An 18578-nucleotide genomic window follows, 5' to 3' on the forward strand; every position below is an offset into this window, starting at 1 on the left:
TATGTAAAGTGATATAACCAAAAATTATGCAGTAACGCCCAACTAAAGCCGCATTATTGTTTATCACTTTACATAACTAATTGCTTTGCATAATGGCTGTTATGTAAAGCTTTACATAATTCTCACAACCATCCCTCGTGCAATTTAAAGCCAAGTCAGGCAGATATCTCTCTAACCAAAAAATTGAAAACTGCTGGTACTTATTTAGACATCGTGGTACTTGAGCACATCATCATTACCGCAGAAGGATATTACTCTTTTGTAGATGAGGGACTGATTTAGGGGGAATCCCCTTTTTAATTTATGTAAATAAATCGATTGAAATCAGAAATTTCACGAACGTTCCGTGTTGCTTGCGTTCTAAAAACTCGTTGCATTCGAACCTTTGCCTTTAAACCTGACGCAATGGAGCGCAGGACAAAAAGCGAAAGATATGTTACAACAATTCACATGGTCGCAATTTCTGATTGCCGCACTTTTACTCTCCATTATCTGGTATGCGGGTGTGGTCTTGATCTTCTATCAAAAAGAATTTTTTGCATTACTAATCGGGAGAAAAAATGGAAAGCCAAAGATAGAGCCGCTACCCCATACATGGGAGAAAGAGGAAGGATTTACAGCAGATGAAAACGTAAGCGCTTTGCTCGGTGAATCCAAACTGCCGGAAGGAATGAGCACCGTTAGCATGAGCGGTTTTGGATTCAGCCGGGGTGAAGGTGCAAAAGAACATCAGGTCGGGCTGGTTCCTGATGTGCTGGAAGAAATTAAAATGGTTTTCGATACGCTTACAAAAGAAGATGGGAATAAAAATAATTTCTTGAATCTAATGCGTTTGCTTAGCGACAAATATCCAAAGATAGGCTCAAATCCCAACATCGGGTACATCAACGAATTTATTACGGATCACGCGCCATTCCATCTTTCGGCTGAAGAGCTTGAAGATTTATGGATTTAGCGCATTCGATTTAAAGGCATTCGATCATTTAATCCCCTACAAAGCTTACAACATGTACAATTCCAAACAACACTTTCGTACCCATAAAAAAACTCAATTACTTATGAAAAATTCAACAAAAATCCCTAAAAACCAACCCCTAGTAAAAACTCTTGTGAGTTCTGTAATTCTTGTTGCCTTCAATATGCTCTGTAGTATTACGCTGTTCGCACAAGACGGAAATGCGGGAATACAAGAGGCCACCAATAAGGTCAAAGGGTATTTCGACACAGGAACAGACCTCATGTACGCCATTGGTGCAGTGGTTGGTATTATCGGAGCAATCAAAGTATTCAATAAATGGAACGCAGGTGAACCCGACACTAACAAGGTTGCCGCTGCATGGTTCGGCTCCTGCATTTTTTTGGTGGTGGTGGCAACCGTGCTCAAATCATTCTTTGGTATTTAACAAATAAAGTCTTCCCATCGGGGGAGGATTAAGGAGGGGCTCATGTCAAGTATTTATCACATCAATAAAGGGGTTTCCAAACCCATTGAATTTAAGGGCTTAAAAGCCCAGTACATCGCCTATCTCGCGATAGGATTGGTGCTGCTGCTTATCGGTTTTGCCATTCTTTACATCATTGGACTAAGTCTGTTTTTAGTTCTTCCCTTGATTTTCGGGCTGGGAGCGACCTTATTTTTTACCGTTTTCCGGTTGAGCCATAGGTTCGGAGAACATGGACTATCGAAATTCTTGGCCAAACGCAGCCTGCCAAAATCCTTGAGATTTCGATCAAGAAGATTATTTACAAGCTTAAAAACGCCGTAATAGCAACGGAATGAGTGACAAAAAACAAAAGACCAATACCCACAAAAATTAAAATACTATGGTAGAAGCTCAGCATATATTGCCTATTTATAAAGTGGAAAACAACTGTGTGCTTTCTATGCAGGGGGATATTACCATCGCCTACAAAGCCACATTGCCCGAAATCTTTACGCTGTCCGACAGGGATTATGAAGCTTACCATCAATCATGGGTGAAAGCCATCAAGATCCTTCCCACCTACAGTATTTTTCACAAGCAAGATTGGTTTACAGAAAGTGCCTACAAAGCAGATTTTGAAAAGTCAGATACAAGCTTCTTATCCAGAGCCAGCGAAAAATTCTTTAACGAGCGACCCTTTTTAGATCATCATTGCTATATCTTTTTGACCAAGAAACCGAAGGATAGAAAGTTATCCTCATCCGTTTACAGCAATATCCTCCGTAAATCTATTGTTCCGGTCCAGACCACTAACCCAGTGCTGCTTCGGGAGTTTCTCGATAGCGCCGGCCAATTTGCGCGTATCTTAAAAGACAGTGGATTTGTGGATCTTCAAAGACTAAATGACGATGAATTGGCCGGTACGGCGAATCATGCAGGAATTATCGAGCGATATTGCTTCCTCACGGATGTAGGGCGGCAACCCCTTATCCAAGACATCCACATCAAAGATGAAATCCGCATTGGCGAAAAGCATGTCGAGCTTTATACGTTATCAGATACCGAAGAATTGCCGCCCCTTTGCGGAAGTCGCATCAATTACGATAAGTACAGCACCGACCGGACGAAATTCAGCATCGGCTTTGCTTCGCCATTGGGAACACTTTTAAATTGTAACCACATCCTGAACCAATACATTTTCATAGAAGATGCACAGAAGACGATCAAAAGATTGGAAGCAAAAAAACTGCGCTTGCAATCGCTATCCAGTTATTCCAGGGCGAATGCCGTTGGTCGCGATGCAGTCAACGACTTTCTTAATGAAGCGATTGTAAACCAGCGTTTACCAATCAAAGCGCATTTTAATGTATTGACCTGGTCAGAAGATAGCGAAAAGGTTGGTGATCTAAAAAATCTCGTCAGTTCTGCGATGGCACAAATGGATGCAATAGCAAAACAGGAGACTGATGGACAGGCGCAAATCTGGTGGTCAGGCCTGCCGGGAAACGAGGCGGATTTCCCTATGAACGATACGTTTGATACCTTTTTGGAGCAGGCTACCTGTTTTTTTAACCTCGAGAGCAACTACCGTTCTAGCATTAGTTCGTTTGGTCTCCGATTGGGCGACCTATTAAGCGGAAAGCCAGTACACGTGGATATCTCCGATGAACCCATCAAACAGGGATTTACGACCAACCGCAATAAATTTATCTTGGGACCGAGCGGTAGCGGTAAATCTTTCTTTACCAATCACATGATACGCTCTTATTATGAACAAGGTGCGCACGTGGTGCTCGTAGATGTGGGACACAGTTATAAAGGACTTTGCGATCTTGTTGGTGGCTATTATTTCACCTATACCGAGCATAACCCCATCAAGTTCAATCCTTTCTATCTGACCAGCGGTGATGTGCTTGACACCGAAAAAAAAGAAAGTATAAAGACCTTGTTGCTAGCGCTATGGAAAAAAGAGGATGAAACTTTTAGAAGATCTGAATATGTGGCGCTGTCCAATGCGCTGACCCTCTATTTTGAACATATCGAAAAACGACCTTATATTTTTCCCTGCTTCAATACTTTTTACGAGTTCCTCTTATCGGAATACATGCAGGTTCTCGAAGATGGAAAAGTGAAAGAGAAGGACTTTGATGTGAGCAATTTTCTATATGTCCTGAATCCGTATTACCGCGGTGGCGAATTTGATTACCTGTTGAATGCGACGGAGAACCTGGATCTTTTAAACGAGCGATTTATCGTTTTTGAACTGGATCAGGTAAAAGACCATCCGATTCTTTTTCCGGCCATTACACTGATCATCATGGAAGTATTTATATCCAAGATGCGCAAATTGAAAGGGATTCGCAAAGTGATCCTATTGGAAGAAGCTTGGAAGGCAATTGCCAAAGAGGGCATGGCAGAGTACATCAAATACCTGTTTAAAACCGTAAGAAAATTCTTTGGGGAAGCGATTGTGGTCACCCAGGAAGTGGAAGACATCATCAGTTCTACGGTGGTCAAGCAAGCCATCATCAATAATTCTGACTGTAAGATCCTGCTTGACCAAAGTAAATACCAGAACAAATTCGACAGCATCCAAGAACTCCTCGGATTGACAGAAAAGGAAAAGGCGCAGATCCTATCGATGAACAAGGCAAACGACCCCAAACGAAAATATAAGGAGGTTTTCATTTCACTGGGCGGACAGTACAGTAAAGTGTACCGAACAGAAGTTTCGCTAGAAGAATACCTGGCCTATACGACCGAAGAAAGCGAAAAACTAAAGGTGCAACAATATGCCAAACGGTACGGCAGCATTAAAAAAGGGATTGCGGTTCTGGCGAATGAGATCAGAACTAAGCAGCATTGATAAATGCAAATATTAGACAAACCACTAACTCTTTAATAAAATCCAAAGAATTTAATTCAAATAAATAAAAAGCCATGAAAAACTTAACCATGCTCTTTGCAATAGGGGTAACGTTGATTACCGCCTGTAACAAAGATAAAATAAGGGAATTCATTCCTGGAACCTACGTGAACAGCGACGGCAGCACATATAGTATTGCCCATGATACCTTGGTCATAGAACCATCTGAAAACAGGACTTTCTTTATCCACCGCAAAACAGGATTTCGGATTATTAAAAATCGAAAGCCCGGAAAAAGGGAATATGAAACCGAAGAATGGTCGGGCCTTTATGACGAAAGCACCAATTCAATCAGGGAAATGGCAAGAGGTAAGTTGATCACTTTCTATACTGGAACAGGCACGCTGAAAGTCGGCAAGCGGGAATACAAAAAAATCAATTAATCAATTATGAACTCATTATTAAAATTAATAAGTCTCCCCTTCAGGGGGAGATTTAGAGGGGGCTTTATGAAAAAGTATATGGTCATCCTGCCGGTAAGTGCCATGACCCTATTTGTTTCTTTGCCCAGCGGGGCAAATGCACAGATAGCCGTGATGGAAGTCATCAAGGCGGGAGTAAAGAAAGTAATCAAGGCCGTTGACTTGAAGGTTCAACGCCTACAAAATGAGACCATTTGGCTACAGAATGCACAAAAAGTTTTGGAAAATCAGCTATCAAAATTAAAGTTGACCGAGATTGCGGATTGGACAGAGAAGCAGAAGGAACTATACAGCAAGTATTATGAGGAGCTGTGGAAGATTAAATCAGCCATAGCTTATTATAAACGAGTTAAAGAACTGATCCAAAAGCAGACAGCTATTGTAGATGAATACCAATGGGCGTGGAAACTCTTCAAGGGAGATAAGCACTTTTCCGTTGAGGAACTGGATTATATGGAAAAGGTCTATTCCGGTATCCTTGATGAAAGTGTGAAAAACGTTGACCAGATCCTCTTGGTGGTAAACAGTTTCAAAACGCAGATGAGCGATGCAAAAAGGTTGGAGATCATCAATGCGGCAGCAGATAAAATGGACATCAATTGCAGCGACCTCAAACAGTTCAACACGCAGAACAGCAAGTTGAGTATTCAACGGGCTCAATCACTGGATGAGGCTGCTAAACTCAAAGAAATTTATGGAATCGAATAAACTCAAAATTCTCTTTTGTACCGTTCTCGGAATCTTTCTATTTGTTGACACCACTTTTGGACAGACCTTTTCAGAATGGTTTAGCCAAAAGAAAACGCAAAAGAAATACCTGATAGAGCAGATCGCAGCATTACAGATTTATGCGGGCTACGTGAAAAAAGGGTACAGCATCGCAAGCCAAGGCGTCAATACCATAAAGGACATCAAAAATGGAGAATTTGGTCTCCATAGTACGTTCATTAATGGACTTAAAACGGTTAGTCCAGTAATTCGCAATAGCAGTAAAGTGGTAGAAATTATCAACTTTCAGCTTGAAATAAGCAAGGCACTGAATTCATTGAAATCTAACGAATGGCTTTCAGCCACCAACCAATCCTATATCCGAAAAGTAAAGGATAAGGTCATGGAAGATTGTGCGGAGGATCTTGAAGACCTTCTACTGGTCATCACTTCCGGAAAGGTAGCAATGAAAGAGGTAGAACGTTTGGAGAGACTTGAAAAGGTATATAATTCTATGCGCAATAAGGCGGAGTTTACCCAAAGTTTTTGCAGCCAAGTTGGCCTGCTTATCCGACAAAAAGAAAATTCACAAAGATCTATTGACCAATTAAAAAAACAGTATGGAATCGCTGATTAAAAATTTGAGCTTCAAATTCATTCTCGTAGTGGTGCTACTGGCGCAGTTCAGTTTTTCAATGACTGTCAAAGCACAATCAACGGAAGTCCAACAATTGCTTCTTAACGTGGAAAAGCTATCGCAATTAAAAAACATTCTGTCTGATATGAAAAAAGGCTATACGGTGATCAGCAATGGTTATAATGCCGTAAAAAATATTTCGAAAGGTAATTTTTCCCTGCACGAGGTATTTCTTGATGGGATGATGCTCGTTAATCCAGAGATAAAAAAGTACAGGCGGGTCGCAGATATTATCAGTTATCAGAAAGATTTGCTTGCGGAATATAAATCTGCGTTTACCAGATTTAAAGCCTCCGATAATTTTAATCCTAAAGAGATAACCTATTTAGCCCAAGTGTACAAACAGTTGTTCGATCAGAGCCTAAATAACCTGGACGAACTTACGACCATAATTACGGCATCCAAATTAAGGATGAGTGATGACGAGCGGCTACAGGCCATCGATCGGATTTTTGCAGATACGCAGGACAAACTGGTGTTTCTTCGAAAATTTAATAAAGAGGCAACTATACTGAACCTGCAACGCAAAAGAGCAAAGGCAGACGTCCGAGCAACAAAAAACTATTATAACCTTAAATAAAAGGATGGGAGACTTACTTGATCGCACCTCTCTTGATCCCTTATCACTTTTAAATCAACTACTGCTATGATAAAATATAAGATAGTATTTGCCACATGTTTAATGGCAGTGTGCATACTCATGCCACAACTGCTTTCCGCCCAAGATATGGCGCAGTCGCTATCGGGAATGCAGCCCGTTCTTGACAGGGTCTACAGCGAAATGCTTCCCCTTTGCAGTCGCCTCATCAATGTGGCGCGAGGTATTGCGGGCTTCGGGGCGTTGTGGTACATCGCCAGTCGGGTCTGGCGGCAGATTGCGGCCGCCGAACCCATTGATTTCTACCCATTACTTCGGCCATTCGCCTTAGGTATGGCCATTATGATGTTTCCCATGGTTATTGCGTTAATGAACGGTGTATTAAAACCGACCGTGCTCGCAACCGGTGAAATGGTAAAAGACAGCAATAAAGCGATCGCTGTATTGTTGGAACAAAAGGAAAGGGCAGTTAAAAATAGCGATGCCTATCAGATGTATATAGGGGATGATGGGAGAGGCGACAGCGATAAGTGGTATAAATATGCACATCCAAAAGATCCAGAAAGAACGGATGAGGGCATGTTTGAAGGGATTGGAAATGACATCAAATTCTGGATGGACAAACAATCCTATAATTTCAGGAACAGCATCAAACAGTGGATGAGCGAGATATTGGAGGTGCTGTACGCTGCCGCATCCCTTTGCATCAACACCATCCGTACCTTCTTTCTTATTGTACTTGCCATACTCGGCCCGCTTGTTTTCGGCTTTGCGGTATTTGATGGGTTTCAAAATACCTTGACCGTATGGCTGGCAAGGTACGTGAACATCTTTTTATGGTTGCCGATTGCCAATATTTTCGGGAGTATTCTTGGTAAGATCCAAGAAAACATGCTAAAGTTGGACATTTCTCAAATAGATCAGCAGGGAGATACATTTTTCAGTAGCACGGACACGGCCTACCTGATCTTTTTGGTCATTGGCATTGTGGGCTATTTCAGCGTGCCCAACATCGCAAACTACGTGCTACATGCCGGAGGAGGGAACACCATCTTACAAAAAGTGAACACCTTAGTTGGTAACACATCTAATATCGGCATGAAAGCAGGTATGGCGGGCGGTAGTATGGCAGCGGATGCACTTGGTGATGGCGCGAGAAATCTGTATCAAGGCTCGTCGGTAGCCAGTAATGGCGACTACTTTCCCGATGGCAAAGCCAACGCGCCCACTCACCAGCACGATCAACTGTCCGGTAAATAAATCAATTAATTAACAGCAATATGTTTACACAACTTAAAAATATAGATACTGCCTTTAAACACATAAAAAGGTTCAGCATCTTTTTGATACTGGCCTGCATTCTGATCTCGGGTTTTGCGATATGGAAAAGCTTCGATATGGTAAAGACGGTACAGGAAAAGATATACATTCTCGCCAATGGAAAGGCTATAGAAGCATTCAGTGCCGAACGCAAGGACAATATAGGGGTGGAGCTTCGCGACCATATTAAGATGTTCCATCATTATTTCTTTTCGCTTGATCCTGATGACAAGGTCATACAGGCCAATATTTCCAATGCGTTAAACCTAGCGGATGAAAGTGCGAAAAAGGCCTACGATAACCTTAAAGAACAAGGCTATTACAACAACCTGATCTCGGCGAATATATCCCAGGCAATAAGTGTCGATAGCATCCAATTGGACATCAATAAATATCCTTTTGCATTTAAGTGCTACGCAACACAAAAACTTATCCGTTCCTCATCAACCATAACGCGAAAGCTCATCACCCAGGGAACTGTGCGTAATGTTGCTAGGTCGGACAATAATCCCCATGGCTTTCTCATCCAACAATGGGAAACCTTAGAAAACAGAGATCAGTAACCCTTTAAATAGCATAACACTTATGAAATTATTTAAAACTACGAGAACAGATCTGAGCCCTGATGGAGCAGCCGGGAAAATCGCCAAAAAAATTATAGGCAGCCAACATCGCATTGCGGACTATTTGAATCAGCGGACGAAGATGGTCTCACGTAAAAGTTCAATAGTAGCTTTAGCTGCTTTCTGTGTCGTTTCAGCGAGCTACCTGATCTGGTTGCTTATCAATGCGCTTAACTAACAATTTTTAACCTTTAAAAAAACAAGATTATGGAAGTAACGAAAAAGAACAACAGGAAAGTCCTGTTAATTTTGCCGATTCTTATTTTTCCTTTTTTGGCCCTCGCATTTTATGCCATGGGCGGCGGAAAGGGAGATGTCAAAGACGGTCCTACCGTTCAACACGGTATCAATACCAAATTGCCCGACGCCAGTTTCAAACAGGCCAGTCCAACGGATAAGATGGGGTTTTATCAGCAAAGCGATCGTGACAGCTCAAGAACAGATAATGCCGTTAAAACCGTAGCTGATCGTTTGGGCTTTAATAGGCAGGATGATCCACATACAGCAGAGATCAACCAGAAATTGGAAGCACTCACTAAGGAAATTAACAAGCCGGCCGAGACCGCTTCAAGTCCTTACGCTGTAGAAAGAAACAAGCCCGAAAATTCGTCGATGAAAGCCGATGTTGACCGCTTAGAATCTTTGATGAAAGTAATGAACGAGGATAAAAACGAAGATCCCGAAATCGCACAGCTTAATGGGCTAATGCAAAGTATTCTTGAGATACAACATCCTGAAAAGGTGCGGGAAGATATTCTGGAGAAGCAGCCGAAGAAACCTGACAGCCTGTTCAGAGCTACACCGGCAGTGATTGCAAATTCTCAAAAGGTGGTGCAGGGTGCAACCGTTAAAATTGTTATTCAGGATAGCATCAGGGTTAATGGTATCCTTATTCCAAAAGACCATGAGCTTTTCGGTATCTGCCGGATAACGAACCAGCGATTGTTACTGGACATCAAAAATATTCGTCTTGGCACATCCATTATACCAGTTGACCTTTCGGTCTATAGTTTGGATGGGATGGTAGGCATTGAGGCACCCGAGGCGATGCTAAGCGATGCGGTAAATGGGGGAGCGGACAATGCTGTTCGAAATATTCGGCTGGGAGGATTAGATCAATCCTTTGGCATCCAAGCGGCAGATGCCGGAATAGAGGCAGCAAAAGCGCTGCTCAGCAAAAGGGTCAAAAGAATAAAAGTTAAACTCGAAGCGGGCTTATACATTTTGCTTCGCAATAATAAACCTAATCAATCTAACAGATAACAAATTTCAAAAATCATGAATTTAAACAATTTAGAGAACCTCAAAGAGGAGATGAAGACACTGGGTTTTGCAGATAACCTTATTGCCCAGATGGAGGAACAGATGAAAAAAGATGTTCCCGAATTTAAGCTGCATGATACCATGGCCGCTACAAAGGGACAACTTGATGTCACGCTACATTTTAAGCAGTCAGGCCAGTCCGACTTTTATTATTTCAATAAGTTTGAAGTGGTGCACAACCAAGGCAAGGCATTGGATGACGGAAATAAATACATGCTTATTTCGCCCGCTTCGGACGGAAAGAACATGGTTAAGAAAATTGAAAATTTAGGGGAGGCCATCGATTTATTCAAAAAACAAGAGGGTAACAGCGAGCTTGCCGTTGGAAAAGATGCCGCGCATAAAACTACCGTTGCCAATACGGAGAACGGCAAGATAAATTTCGTTGCTAAAGATTTCCGTGCTACACTTTATGCTCAACCTCTATCACAGACTTTCTGGGTAGAGAAAGGGAAAGGGTTTTCGGCAGAACAGGCTGTCAACCTTGTTCAAGGCCGTTCAGTTTATAGAGATGACCTTTTGACTTTGGGCGGTGTGCCCTATAAAGCCTGGATGAAACTCGATCTGGACCAACCTCGTGACCGTCATAATAACTTGAATTTTAACCAATACCACGATCCTGCTTATGGCTTTGATCTTAGCAAGGTGTTGGACAAGTTCAATATCAAGGAGTTAGAGGATCCAGCAAAAAGAGTTTTATTGGAAGCCTCCATCAAAAATGGCAATAGGCCATCGGTCACAACCGTTAAAGACGGTAAGGAAGTGAAGCTGTTGGTTGAGGCGGTACCACGTTACAGTCAGCTTAATATGTACCAAGTGAACGGCAGGCCAGAAAAAAGGGAACAGTTTTTGAAAGAGACGGTGCTTTCCCGCAAGTCGGAAAACTCAAAAGGCAAAGAAAAAGAAGTGAGCGAGAGTCAGGGGATGAGGAGATAATTTAGTAATTTATCTGCTGCATCAAGAAAATCAATTAATTTCGAAAAGGAAAACAATTATAAATGGAAATTGCATTAAGTAATTTCCCTAACTTTAAACTTAAATATAGAATAGCATGGAAAAATTCAAAGAATTAAAAGAACTGATTGCAACAGCAGAGGCAGAAGCAACAGCGTTTTACGACAAAAGCAATAAAGCCGCAGGAACGAGGCTGAGAAATGCGATGCAAAAAACAAAAGTGCTAGCGCAGGAAATTCGTGCGGAAGTTACTGCCAAAAAGAACGATAAATAAACAGGTAATCTGTCTTGGGTAAATGCCTGACTGGAAACGGTCAGGCATTTTTTTGCTTAATTGTATTTTGCCCGTTCATTTTTATTTTCTAGAATCTCTAGAAATTACGATTGTTTGCAATAAATGGATTTGATAACTTTGATTTCATGAGCGCCAATTAGGCAGGGCTATCTATACATGATTTCATATAATTATTATCAGCCAATAAGCAGATAAACTGGGCTATAGCAAGACAAAGGTGAATCATTTTGTATATTACAAATATTTATAGGTTCGATAAAGCAGCGCAGATTCAACTCGCCAATGCAACATTCACTTTAATTTGTTTAAAAAATAAATTGTTTGTCTCAAAATACCACCGTTTTATGAGAAAGTAGAGGATTTGGAAAACTCACGTTTTTGAGAAACACCCAAAAAATTAACGGAAATTTCTATTACTTTTGAGTAGATCAATAACCGCTCAATTAAGTTTGCTCCATAACTTACCAACACCTGCTTTATGATTTAAGGCAATTTGAGTCCGTGATATCTACCAGTGTATTTCATTTTTTCCCAAGCGAAGTAATGTGCGAAATACCAATTATAAATAATCGGTGTATGCGTTTAAATAGCGTTGGTGGCAATAAACTATCGAGATATTTCACAGTCATATGTAATATAGCTTCCATGCTTCGTTACGATAATGATGTAATCTTTTTACAAATTGTGCTACTATGGCGTCATTATATCCCAATTTTATCAATTTGCCGTTAACCTTAAAAAAGCAAGATATAATTTCCGGCTCAGGCAATTGTATTTTCGAATATTTGGCCAGAGCTTGGCTAAATCTCTCATAAGTAATTGTTTTCATTAGATAATCAATTGCTTCCAGCTCATAACTCTTTACGGCATATTCAGAAAACGCAGTTGTGAAGACCACCGAAGGGGGGGGTAAGCGATTTAAGGAAATCAATTCCATTTATAACTTCCTGTGCATCCTATCTGTGTTTTCAAATGAAAACGCTTTAAGATTCCGGCTAGTAAAATGAGATAAATACTTTACAAACTGATATAGATGTATAATTTTAATTTAGTTTAAGAATCGCCAATGTAAAGATAGTAAAGAATATAGCTATCTGCATGGAATAAAAAATATACAGTTTAATCACCCGGCCGGTAATCTCCTCATCAGCATCGATACTGTTTTTGGACAACTTGTTTTCGATCTGCCTTAGCTGCCTTCCTCCAAAAAAGACCCCATTGAGTGCAAGCACCACGATCAGTAAAAACTTTAACTGAAGCCATACCTGATGCAGAAAAATGCCGCCCGTTATCCATGTCAAGCCTATTCCGGAAAGGATCAATAGTATTCCTCCTGCCGTTAAAACTGTAGTTAGGCCTGACATGAGCCTTGTTATTCCACCCGATACCTTTCCGTTAAATTTAAATTGGGAGATCAAAATACGAAAAGCTACAAATTCGGTAACCGTCGTTCCGGCCATCAATACAAAGCCGGAAAGATGTGCGATTAGCAGGAGTTGTCTCAGCGTTAATATATTCATATCAGGCTGTGGTTTTTTGTGTATCCCAGAATAATAGAAAACTGGTAATCACCATATAAAATGCGGTTATTCCGTGGACAAGTTGTGAAAGGGCTGGCCCGTGATTCAAGTAAACCAGCAAGCAATCTGTAGCCGGGACAATGATAGCCGCCGTAAAGACGTAAGCTGTTGCCTTCCTCATTTTAAAAAAGAGCAAGAGTAAAAGCGCTAAACCTGAAAATATGTCACGGATCCCTTTTATCCTGCCAAAGGCAAGATCCGCAATGCTGGACAGCGGAATTCCAAATCCTACCGCACCAGCTCGCGGAACCAGTATAAACCGAACGCCTATGAAAATAATTCCCACAGCGATGAACAAGGTCATCAAATAGGATGCCGAGCGAAGGCCCCAATCAGCCATTTCATTTTTTGTTTTCATGTTATAAGTTATTTACAACACAAAGTTCATTAACAAAAAACAAGCAGTCGTTCACCCAGGTTAATTAATACTTTATTTTTATCCGTTTTCTAATCCGGCTTAATGACTGTGGCTTTATCCCGACGTAGGAGGCAATATAGTATTGTGGTACGCGTTGCCATATGTCAGGAAATTTTGATAAAAACAGTTGGTAGCGAATTCCGGGCGGATCATTATAAAGCGACCGCACCTGGTTGATCAGGTTGATATAGACTTCTTCAAGCGCCAGTCGGCCGAATTTTTGACCATGCTTTACTCGTTCATAAAACAGTTGAATATTAGCATGGGTGATGGTGTACAGCAGACAGGTTTCTAAGGCCTGAATATTGATTTGTGAGGGTGTTTGCGGCAGAAAACTGGCATAGTCGCAAACAAATTCGCCTTCCCTGTTAAAATAGGTTGTTTTTTCCTCGCCATCAATTATCGTATAATATCGAACCAACCCCAGCCCGATAAAAATGATATTTTTACAGACTTTGCCAGCTTCCAAAAGATGTTGGCCTTTCTCCAGTTTTTGTTTTCGAAACAAAGATTTGATGATTGCTTCATCCGTTTCAGAAAGTGGAATGTAACGTCGAATTGATTTAAACAGAAGGTCCATTCGCAAATATAAGTAAGTATTTTGCTGAATTGTATATCGTAGCCAACACGCTTGTATTCATTTAATAATTCGTACTTCGTCTTCGGAACCTTGCCGACATTGAGAGTAGAAACTCAAGCCACTATGTACGGTTTATTTTTTTAAGTGTTCTTGTTTGGCTATGAGGATTCCATTTTAAAGAATATTGGGAAGGAGTAACTATTAATTAACTCAAGTTGCTAGATAAAAAAGAATGAAGAAGTAAGCGTCAAAAGTAAGAACTTTGGTTTACCACAACTAAAGGATACTCAAGTTGCTTACGAATGATAATATTTGTAGGCATATTTTGTTTTATAGATGATTTGTTGAAAACAAGCTGTCATTATGAAGATAGACGACGACAGATAGGCGAGAGCGAAGTTATCACTACTGGGGTTGTTTCTTCTCTGTATTTCGGTGGACATCAGGATAAAGTAAGGCAGTTTATGAAAATGATAGGAATGATACATGCAATGTTGGATAAGGGCCAGTTCAATCGCAGTCTTCATGCTGTAGCCGAGTTGATTTATAGTTTGTTTATGCAGATCTGGTATTACTTCAAGTTTATCGGTTTTGAGATGATCTATGTGCTTGATTCATTTCGTGTGGCTATCTGCGATAATAACCGGATCATGAATGACAAAATATTGAAAAGCAAACAATGGCATGGTAAATAGACCAGTATGCGATGATACTTTTATGGTGTAAAGGTTCAACTATTAGTAACCAATGACGGCATCCCGGTTGAATTTGGCTTTGTCCTATATTCGCTATTCATTATGCAATCAATAGTATTTTGACAAAAGTTTGATGTCTACACAGTATTTTAATCGTCTATTTGGCAACCTTAATTTCTATGAAAAAAATCATTATCTTATCATTTCTTGCTTTTTTTTATACTGTCGCATCAGCTCAAAAACTTGAAAGAATAAAAGCGAGCCCCAATGGTCATTTTTTACAGTGCCAAAATGGTAAACCATTTTTTTGGCTAGGCGACACAGGCTGGGAAATGTTTACCCGGCTCAAAAAAGACGAGATAACCAGGTACCTGAATAACCGCCAGCAAAAGGGCTTCAATGTTATCCAATCGGTACTATTAGATGACGATAGCAACCCTATTGGTGCAAACCAGTATGGTGACAGGCCTTTAATCAATAACGACCCAGCCAAACCAAACGAAGCCTACTTTAAATTGGCAGACTGGGCCATACAGCAGGCTGCTAAAAGGCAATTGTATATTGCCATACTACCTACTTGGGGCGGTAACGTAAGCAAGCTTTGGGCAACAGGCAAACCAATATTTAATTTAAAAAACGCTTACCAATATGGCATGTTTTTAGGGAAACGGTATAAAAACTATACCAACGTTATCTGGATAGTGGGCGGAGACAGACCAGCCAAAAATGATACTGCCGACTGGCGGCCAGCATGGCGATCCATGGTTAAAGGGATAAGGGAAGGCGCAGGTAAGGCGCTGGTAACTTACCATCCTTCGGGCGAATCATCATCAACTGATTACTGGAAAGATGAGAACACGCTTGATTTTAACATGATACAATCGGGCCACCGCATTCATGACTTCCCGGTTTGGAATTGGGTACGTCGCGATTATAACTTAACCCCGGCCAAACCTGTTTTAGACGGCGAACCAAACTACGAGGACCACCCTGTAAACTGGAAAAACAACACCGGCTACTTTAGGGAATATGATGTGCGTAAACAGCTTTACCGCTCCGTGTTTAGTGGAGCCTGTGGTGTTACCTACGGGCATCAGGCGGTCTGGCAGTTTTATAGCCCGCGCGAAAAACCAATAAGTTTCCCCGACAGATATTGGACCGAAGCAATAGACAGGCCCGGTGCTTTCCAGGCCGGCTTTTTAAAAACGTTAATATTGTCTCGGCCCCCTTTGACACGCATACCCGACCAGGATATGATAAAAAGCGGGCAGGGTGAAAAAGGCGACTATATAACCGCATTTCGTGACAGCTATGGAAGCTATGCGATGGTATATTTGCCGGTCGGCAAAAAAATAGAAGTTGATGCATCCGAGCTTAAAGCACAAAATATATCGGCTTGGTGGTTTGACCCTAGGACGGGAAAATCAGCCGATATCGGCATCATGAAAAATAATTCTGGGCCATTAGCATTTACCCCACCCACAACGGGTAAAGGCAATGATTGGGTATTGGTACTGGATGATGCAGGTAAAAAATGGAGAGTGGGGATATAACGGTAAATAATTAATACTTCTAAGGTACCATTAAATATATGATCAAATATTACCTTGTCCCTCTGGGCTTCCCGTTTAGTTTGGGAACCAATGCTGGAGAAAACAAAGATTATCTGGTCGCTGGTAGCTTTGGGTCTGGCACAACTATGAGCACAGGGCATAACATGGCCGGTATCGGTTTTGGCCAATCGGACTACGCCAAAATACGCAACAAGATCAACGACCCCATACCTTACCCAAAACGATGAGTAATATTATACCACATGATGTGATTAACATCAGGTTCTCCGAAATTAGTTGCCATACGGATAATGGCTATGTTATAATAAAATAATCGATAATATTTTATATTTGGTTCGCTTAAATGAAAAATATACGCTATACGATAGCGCATATTTACTAGTTAGCGGTAAGCAAAAACCGAATTAATTTAATAAAAACTATATGAAAACAGAAATTTTTAGAATTGTTCCGAATATATATTCCGACAATATTGAGAAAAGCAAAGAGTTTTATGTTGACTTTTTGGGAATGGAACTAGCAATGGACTTGGAATGGGTTTTGACTTTTGCGTCAAAAGAAAATCATTCTGCCCAAGTAACTATTTTGAAAAATGACAAGAAAGAAAGTCCAAATAATGACGCTATATTTCTATCAATTGAAGTTGCTAATGTTGACGATTTATATGAAAAAGCACAGGTTAAAAATATAGATATTGTTTACAAAATAATAAATGAAGATTGGGGCGTAAGACGTTTCTTTGTAAAAGAACCCAATGGCGCAATAATAAACATATTGACCCATCAACCTCAATGAAAGGAAAAAATTTAACACCTCAAAAGTGTAGAATGAAAATTGCCTACCGCTAACAGCAAATTCCTACATAAAGCAGTTTACAGTTCCAATGTATCAATTTTATTCCAATAATATGCTATAAGGTGATTAAATTAATGCTACTCAAACACCGTATCTTCAAATCTCTAAGCTCCGACTCCTATATGTGGCAGTGGGGTTTTATCGACCACACTCCACCAGCTCCCATGTGGTGAAAGACTTATAAAAAGCAGCCCCAGACTTGTGCCTGTGGCTGTCTGGCATTGCTGCCGACACCACCCTTGCTGTTTTGAGGTCTGCTTTTGTCTCTTATTATTGTTTTTATTGAGCCTTAAATACTTGGTTTCCTATGCTATATTTCTGTTTACTTCATATGGCTTTTCTGTTTTGATCACCGATAACATTCTGTTCACTAATTTATGTGCCACTTTTACCACGATGGCCTTTGGGTTTTTACCAAAATGCTTCCGGTAATAGGCCTGCATTTCGGGATCCCTCCTGATGGCTACCCAGCTTGCCTCTATCAGATATCGGCGTAAGATTGGTTTGCACCTTGGGGTGATGCCCTGGCTACGTTCGCTGTCGCCGCTGTTGTACATACCCGGAACCAGACCAATATAGCTCCCCAACTGTTTCTCGTTGCCGAACCTACGCAGATCGCCAAGTTCCGCAATGATGGCCGAGGCCAGGTATCCGCCTATTCCCGGTATGCTCTTCAGCAGATAATAATCCTTTTTATTGTGTTTCCTGCAGAAGCTCCGCAGTTCGTTGGCCAGTTCTAGGTACTCTTTCTTGAATGCGGCATATACCCTCAGCATACTTTCCATGCATAGCTTCCCCGAATTCTCCTCCCACGTTATTTTGCTGATCCATTCTAAGAAGGATATGGTCCAGGTGGGCCTGTCGAATTCTTCCGGTAAAGATACCCCGTGATAGAGCAGCGTACTTTTGATCCGGTTCTTCGTTTTGCACAGCTGTCTGCTCACGCTGTCACGCTGCCGCATCAAGCCACGAAGCTGCTCTTCTGTAGTGGTCGGGATATGGATAGCCTGTAGATTCCCCGTCTGTAATTGTTTACAGAGATTCCGGCTGTCTATTTTATCTGTTTTTTGATAATGCTGTTTATTCATGCGCGGTACATCACCTGTGTTCACCACGGTTACACCCCATCCCAGATTCAAGAAATAACGGGCGGCGCTGAAACCACAGCAGCCTGCCTCGTAGGTGATGGATACTTCATGTTCCCGGAAATGTCGGTCTACGTAATCATATAGGACTTCTGGTTTGGGCGGCAGGGTAAAACCTTTGTGGTCGAACAGGTCGGTGCGCAGATGTACGCTCCAACTTTTCTTGTGGATGTCCATCCCAATGTATAACTTAGGGACAAAAGCAGTAAGTTGAGTTGCCATAGCCTTTAAATTTAGGTGGACAGGTCTATTCCTGTGCCACATTGCTGTTTTTGTGGAACTTAAATTTACTGCTTTTACATGGATGCTTGTGCAAAAATGGCTGACGGTGGTTTACGTTAATTCCATCTTTTATTTACTTAATTTACTGCGGTGCGACAATGGTTGTGCAAGCAATGCCATTTCTGCACAAATTTTCAAAACGTTAGCGGTCATTGTAAG

The 18578-nt window shown here is 41.2% G+C and carries 24 protein-coding genes and 1 pseudogene; 19 read left to right on the forward strand and 6 right to left on the reverse strand.

The window, feature by feature from the left end; genetic code table 11:
* The first annotated feature begins 96 nt into the window (after nucleotides 1-96).
* From ABIB40_RS18830 to ABIB40_RS18900, 15 genes are all read left to right on the forward strand, one after another.
* Entirely contained in the window at nucleotides 97-282 is a 186-nt protein-coding gene (locus tag ABIB40_RS18830; RefSeq protein WP_354361237.1) for a JAB domain-containing protein, read from the forward strand.
* A 151-nt stretch (nucleotides 283-433) separates the two neighbouring features.
* The gene (locus ABIB40_RS18835) at nucleotides 434-955 is read left to right on the forward strand and encodes a hypothetical protein (RefSeq protein ID WP_354361148.1); all 522 of its coding nucleotides are present in this window, start codon (nucleotides 434-436) and stop codon (nucleotides 953-955) included.
* A gap of 103 nt (nucleotides 956-1058) precedes the next feature.
* Nucleotides 1059-1403 carry a DUF4134 domain-containing protein gene (locus tag ABIB40_RS18840; RefSeq protein WP_354361150.1) on the forward strand — a complete coding sequence of 115 codons (345 nt, stop codon included), beginning with the start codon at nucleotides 1059-1061 and terminating at the stop codon, nucleotides 1401-1403.
* A 42-nt stretch (nucleotides 1404-1445) separates the two neighbouring features.
* Nucleotides 1446-1766 (forward strand): DUF4133 domain-containing protein, encoded by a 321-nt coding sequence (locus ABIB40_RS18845; protein ID WP_354361152.1) that lies wholly within the window; start codon nucleotides 1446-1448, stop codon nucleotides 1764-1766.
* 58 nt (nucleotides 1767-1824) lie between these two features.
* Nucleotides 1825-4290 (forward strand): TraG family conjugative transposon ATPase, encoded by a 2466-nt coding sequence (locus ABIB40_RS18850; protein ID WP_354361154.1) that lies wholly within the window; start codon nucleotides 1825-1827, stop codon nucleotides 4288-4290.
* 74 nt (nucleotides 4291-4364) lie between these two features.
* On the forward strand, nucleotides 4365-4733 hold the full coding sequence (locus ABIB40_RS18855; protein ID WP_354361156.1) for a hypothetical protein: 369 nt from the start codon (nucleotides 4365-4367) through the stop codon (nucleotides 4731-4733).
* Nucleotides 4734-4799: 66 nt separating this feature from the next.
* Nucleotides 4800-5480, forward strand: a complete 681-nt coding sequence (locus ABIB40_RS18860; protein WP_354361158.1) for a conjugal transfer protein TraI — start codon at nucleotides 4800-4802, stop codon at nucleotides 5478-5480.
* Entirely contained in the window at nucleotides 5467-6117 is a 651-nt protein-coding gene (locus ABIB40_RS18865; protein WP_354361160.1) for a hypothetical protein, read from the forward strand. The genes ABIB40_RS18860 and ABIB40_RS18865 overlap by 14 nt, the downstream gene beginning before the upstream one ends.
* A gap of 58 nt (nucleotides 6118-6175) precedes the next feature.
* The gene (locus ABIB40_RS18870) at nucleotides 6176-6757 is read left to right on the forward strand and encodes a TerB family tellurite resistance protein (protein WP_502931073.1); all 582 of its coding nucleotides are present in this window, start codon (nucleotides 6176-6178) and stop codon (nucleotides 6755-6757) included.
* Between the two features lie 66 nt (nucleotides 6758-6823).
* Nucleotides 6824-8035, forward strand: a complete 1212-nt coding sequence (gene traJ, locus ABIB40_RS18875) for a conjugative transposon protein TraJ (protein WP_502931072.1) — start codon at nucleotides 6824-6826, stop codon at nucleotides 8033-8035.
* Between the two features lie 20 nt (nucleotides 8036-8055).
* On the forward strand, nucleotides 8056-8658 hold the full coding sequence (traK, locus tag ABIB40_RS18880; protein ID WP_354361164.1) for a conjugative transposon protein TraK: 603 nt from the start codon (nucleotides 8056-8058) through the stop codon (nucleotides 8656-8658).
* 22 nt (nucleotides 8659-8680) lie between these two features.
* Nucleotides 8681-8896 (forward strand): hypothetical protein, encoded by a 216-nt coding sequence (locus ABIB40_RS18885; protein ID WP_354361166.1) that lies wholly within the window; start codon nucleotides 8681-8683, stop codon nucleotides 8894-8896.
* A 29-nt stretch (nucleotides 8897-8925) separates the two neighbouring features.
* Nucleotides 8926-9981 (forward strand): conjugative transposon protein TraM, encoded by a 1056-nt coding sequence (traM, locus tag ABIB40_RS18890; RefSeq protein ID WP_354361168.1) that lies wholly within the window; start codon nucleotides 8926-8928, stop codon nucleotides 9979-9981.
* Between the two features lie 15 nt (nucleotides 9982-9996).
* Nucleotides 9997-10977, forward strand: coding sequence for a hypothetical protein (locus ABIB40_RS18895; protein WP_354361170.1), 981 nt, complete (start codon nucleotides 9997-9999; stop codon nucleotides 10975-10977).
* A gap of 115 nt (nucleotides 10978-11092) precedes the next feature.
* On the forward strand, nucleotides 11093-11269 hold the full coding sequence (locus ABIB40_RS18900; protein WP_354361172.1) for a BF3379 family histone-like protein: 177 nt from the start codon (nucleotides 11093-11095) through the stop codon (nucleotides 11267-11269).
* 542 nt (nucleotides 11270-11811) lie between these two features.
* Here ABIB40_RS18900 and ABIB40_RS18905 read toward each other — a convergent pair.
* From ABIB40_RS18905 to ABIB40_RS18925, 5 genes are all read right to left on the reverse strand, one after another.
* Nucleotides 11812-11937, reverse strand: coding sequence for a LytTR family transcriptional regulator DNA-binding domain-containing protein (locus ABIB40_RS18905; RefSeq protein WP_354361174.1), 126 nt, complete (start codon nucleotides 11935-11937; stop codon nucleotides 11812-11814).
* Nucleotides 11916-12227, reverse strand: a complete 312-nt coding sequence (locus tag ABIB40_RS18910) for a LytR/AlgR family response regulator transcription factor (RefSeq protein ID WP_354361239.1) — start codon at nucleotides 12225-12227, stop codon at nucleotides 11916-11918. The genes ABIB40_RS18905 and ABIB40_RS18910 overlap by 22 nt, the downstream gene beginning before the upstream one ends.
* A 106-nt stretch (nucleotides 12228-12333) precedes the next feature.
* Nucleotides 12334-12810, reverse strand: a complete 477-nt coding sequence (locus ABIB40_RS18915) for a hypothetical protein (RefSeq protein WP_354361176.1) — start codon at nucleotides 12808-12810, stop codon at nucleotides 12334-12336.
* A gap of 1 nt (nucleotide 12811) precedes the next feature.
* The gene (locus tag ABIB40_RS18920; protein WP_354361178.1) at nucleotides 12812-13228 is read right to left on the reverse strand and encodes a DUF4267 domain-containing protein; all 417 of its coding nucleotides are present in this window, start codon (nucleotides 13226-13228) and stop codon (nucleotides 12812-12814) included.
* A gap of 64 nt (nucleotides 13229-13292) precedes the next feature.
* The gene (locus ABIB40_RS18925) at nucleotides 13293-13868 is read right to left on the reverse strand and encodes a Crp/Fnr family transcriptional regulator (RefSeq protein ID WP_354361180.1); all 576 of its coding nucleotides are present in this window, start codon (nucleotides 13866-13868) and stop codon (nucleotides 13293-13295) included.
* 292 nt (nucleotides 13869-14160) lie between these two features.
* On the opposite strand from ABIB40_RS18925, the pseudogene ABIB40_RS18930 reads away from it, so the two are divergent.
* From ABIB40_RS18930 to ABIB40_RS18945, 4 genes and pseudogenes are all read left to right on the forward strand, one after another.
* Nucleotides 14161-14647 (forward strand): annotated as a pseudogene (locus ABIB40_RS18930) (transposase); the annotation flags it as partial.
* 95 nt (nucleotides 14648-14742) lie between these two features.
* Nucleotides 14743-16116: a glycoside hydrolase family 140 protein gene (locus ABIB40_RS18935; RefSeq protein ID WP_354361184.1), complete on the forward strand. Its 1374-nt coding sequence runs from the start codon at nucleotides 14743-14745 to the stop codon at nucleotides 16114-16116.
* Between the two features lie 38 nt (nucleotides 16117-16154).
* Nucleotides 16155-16364, forward strand: a complete 210-nt coding sequence (locus ABIB40_RS18940) for a hypothetical protein (RefSeq protein ID WP_354361186.1) — start codon at nucleotides 16155-16157, stop codon at nucleotides 16362-16364.
* A gap of 196 nt (nucleotides 16365-16560) precedes the next feature.
* Entirely contained in the window at nucleotides 16561-16932 is a 372-nt protein-coding gene (locus tag ABIB40_RS18945; protein WP_354361188.1) for a VOC family protein, read from the forward strand.
* Nucleotides 16933-17297: 365 nt separating this feature from the next.
* On the opposite strand, the gene ABIB40_RS18950 is transcribed toward ABIB40_RS18945, so the two are convergent.
* Complete coding sequence (locus ABIB40_RS18950) at nucleotides 17298-18359, reverse strand: IS110 family RNA-guided transposase (RefSeq protein WP_354361190.1); 1062 nt, start codon at nucleotides 18357-18359, stop codon at nucleotides 17298-17300.
* Between the last annotated feature and the right edge of the window lie 219 nt (nucleotides 18360-18578).

It is taken from the genome of Pedobacter sp. UYP30 (assembly GCF_040547165.1).
Lineage (GTDB): Bacteria > Bacteroidota > Bacteroidia > Sphingobacteriales > Sphingobacteriaceae > Pedobacter.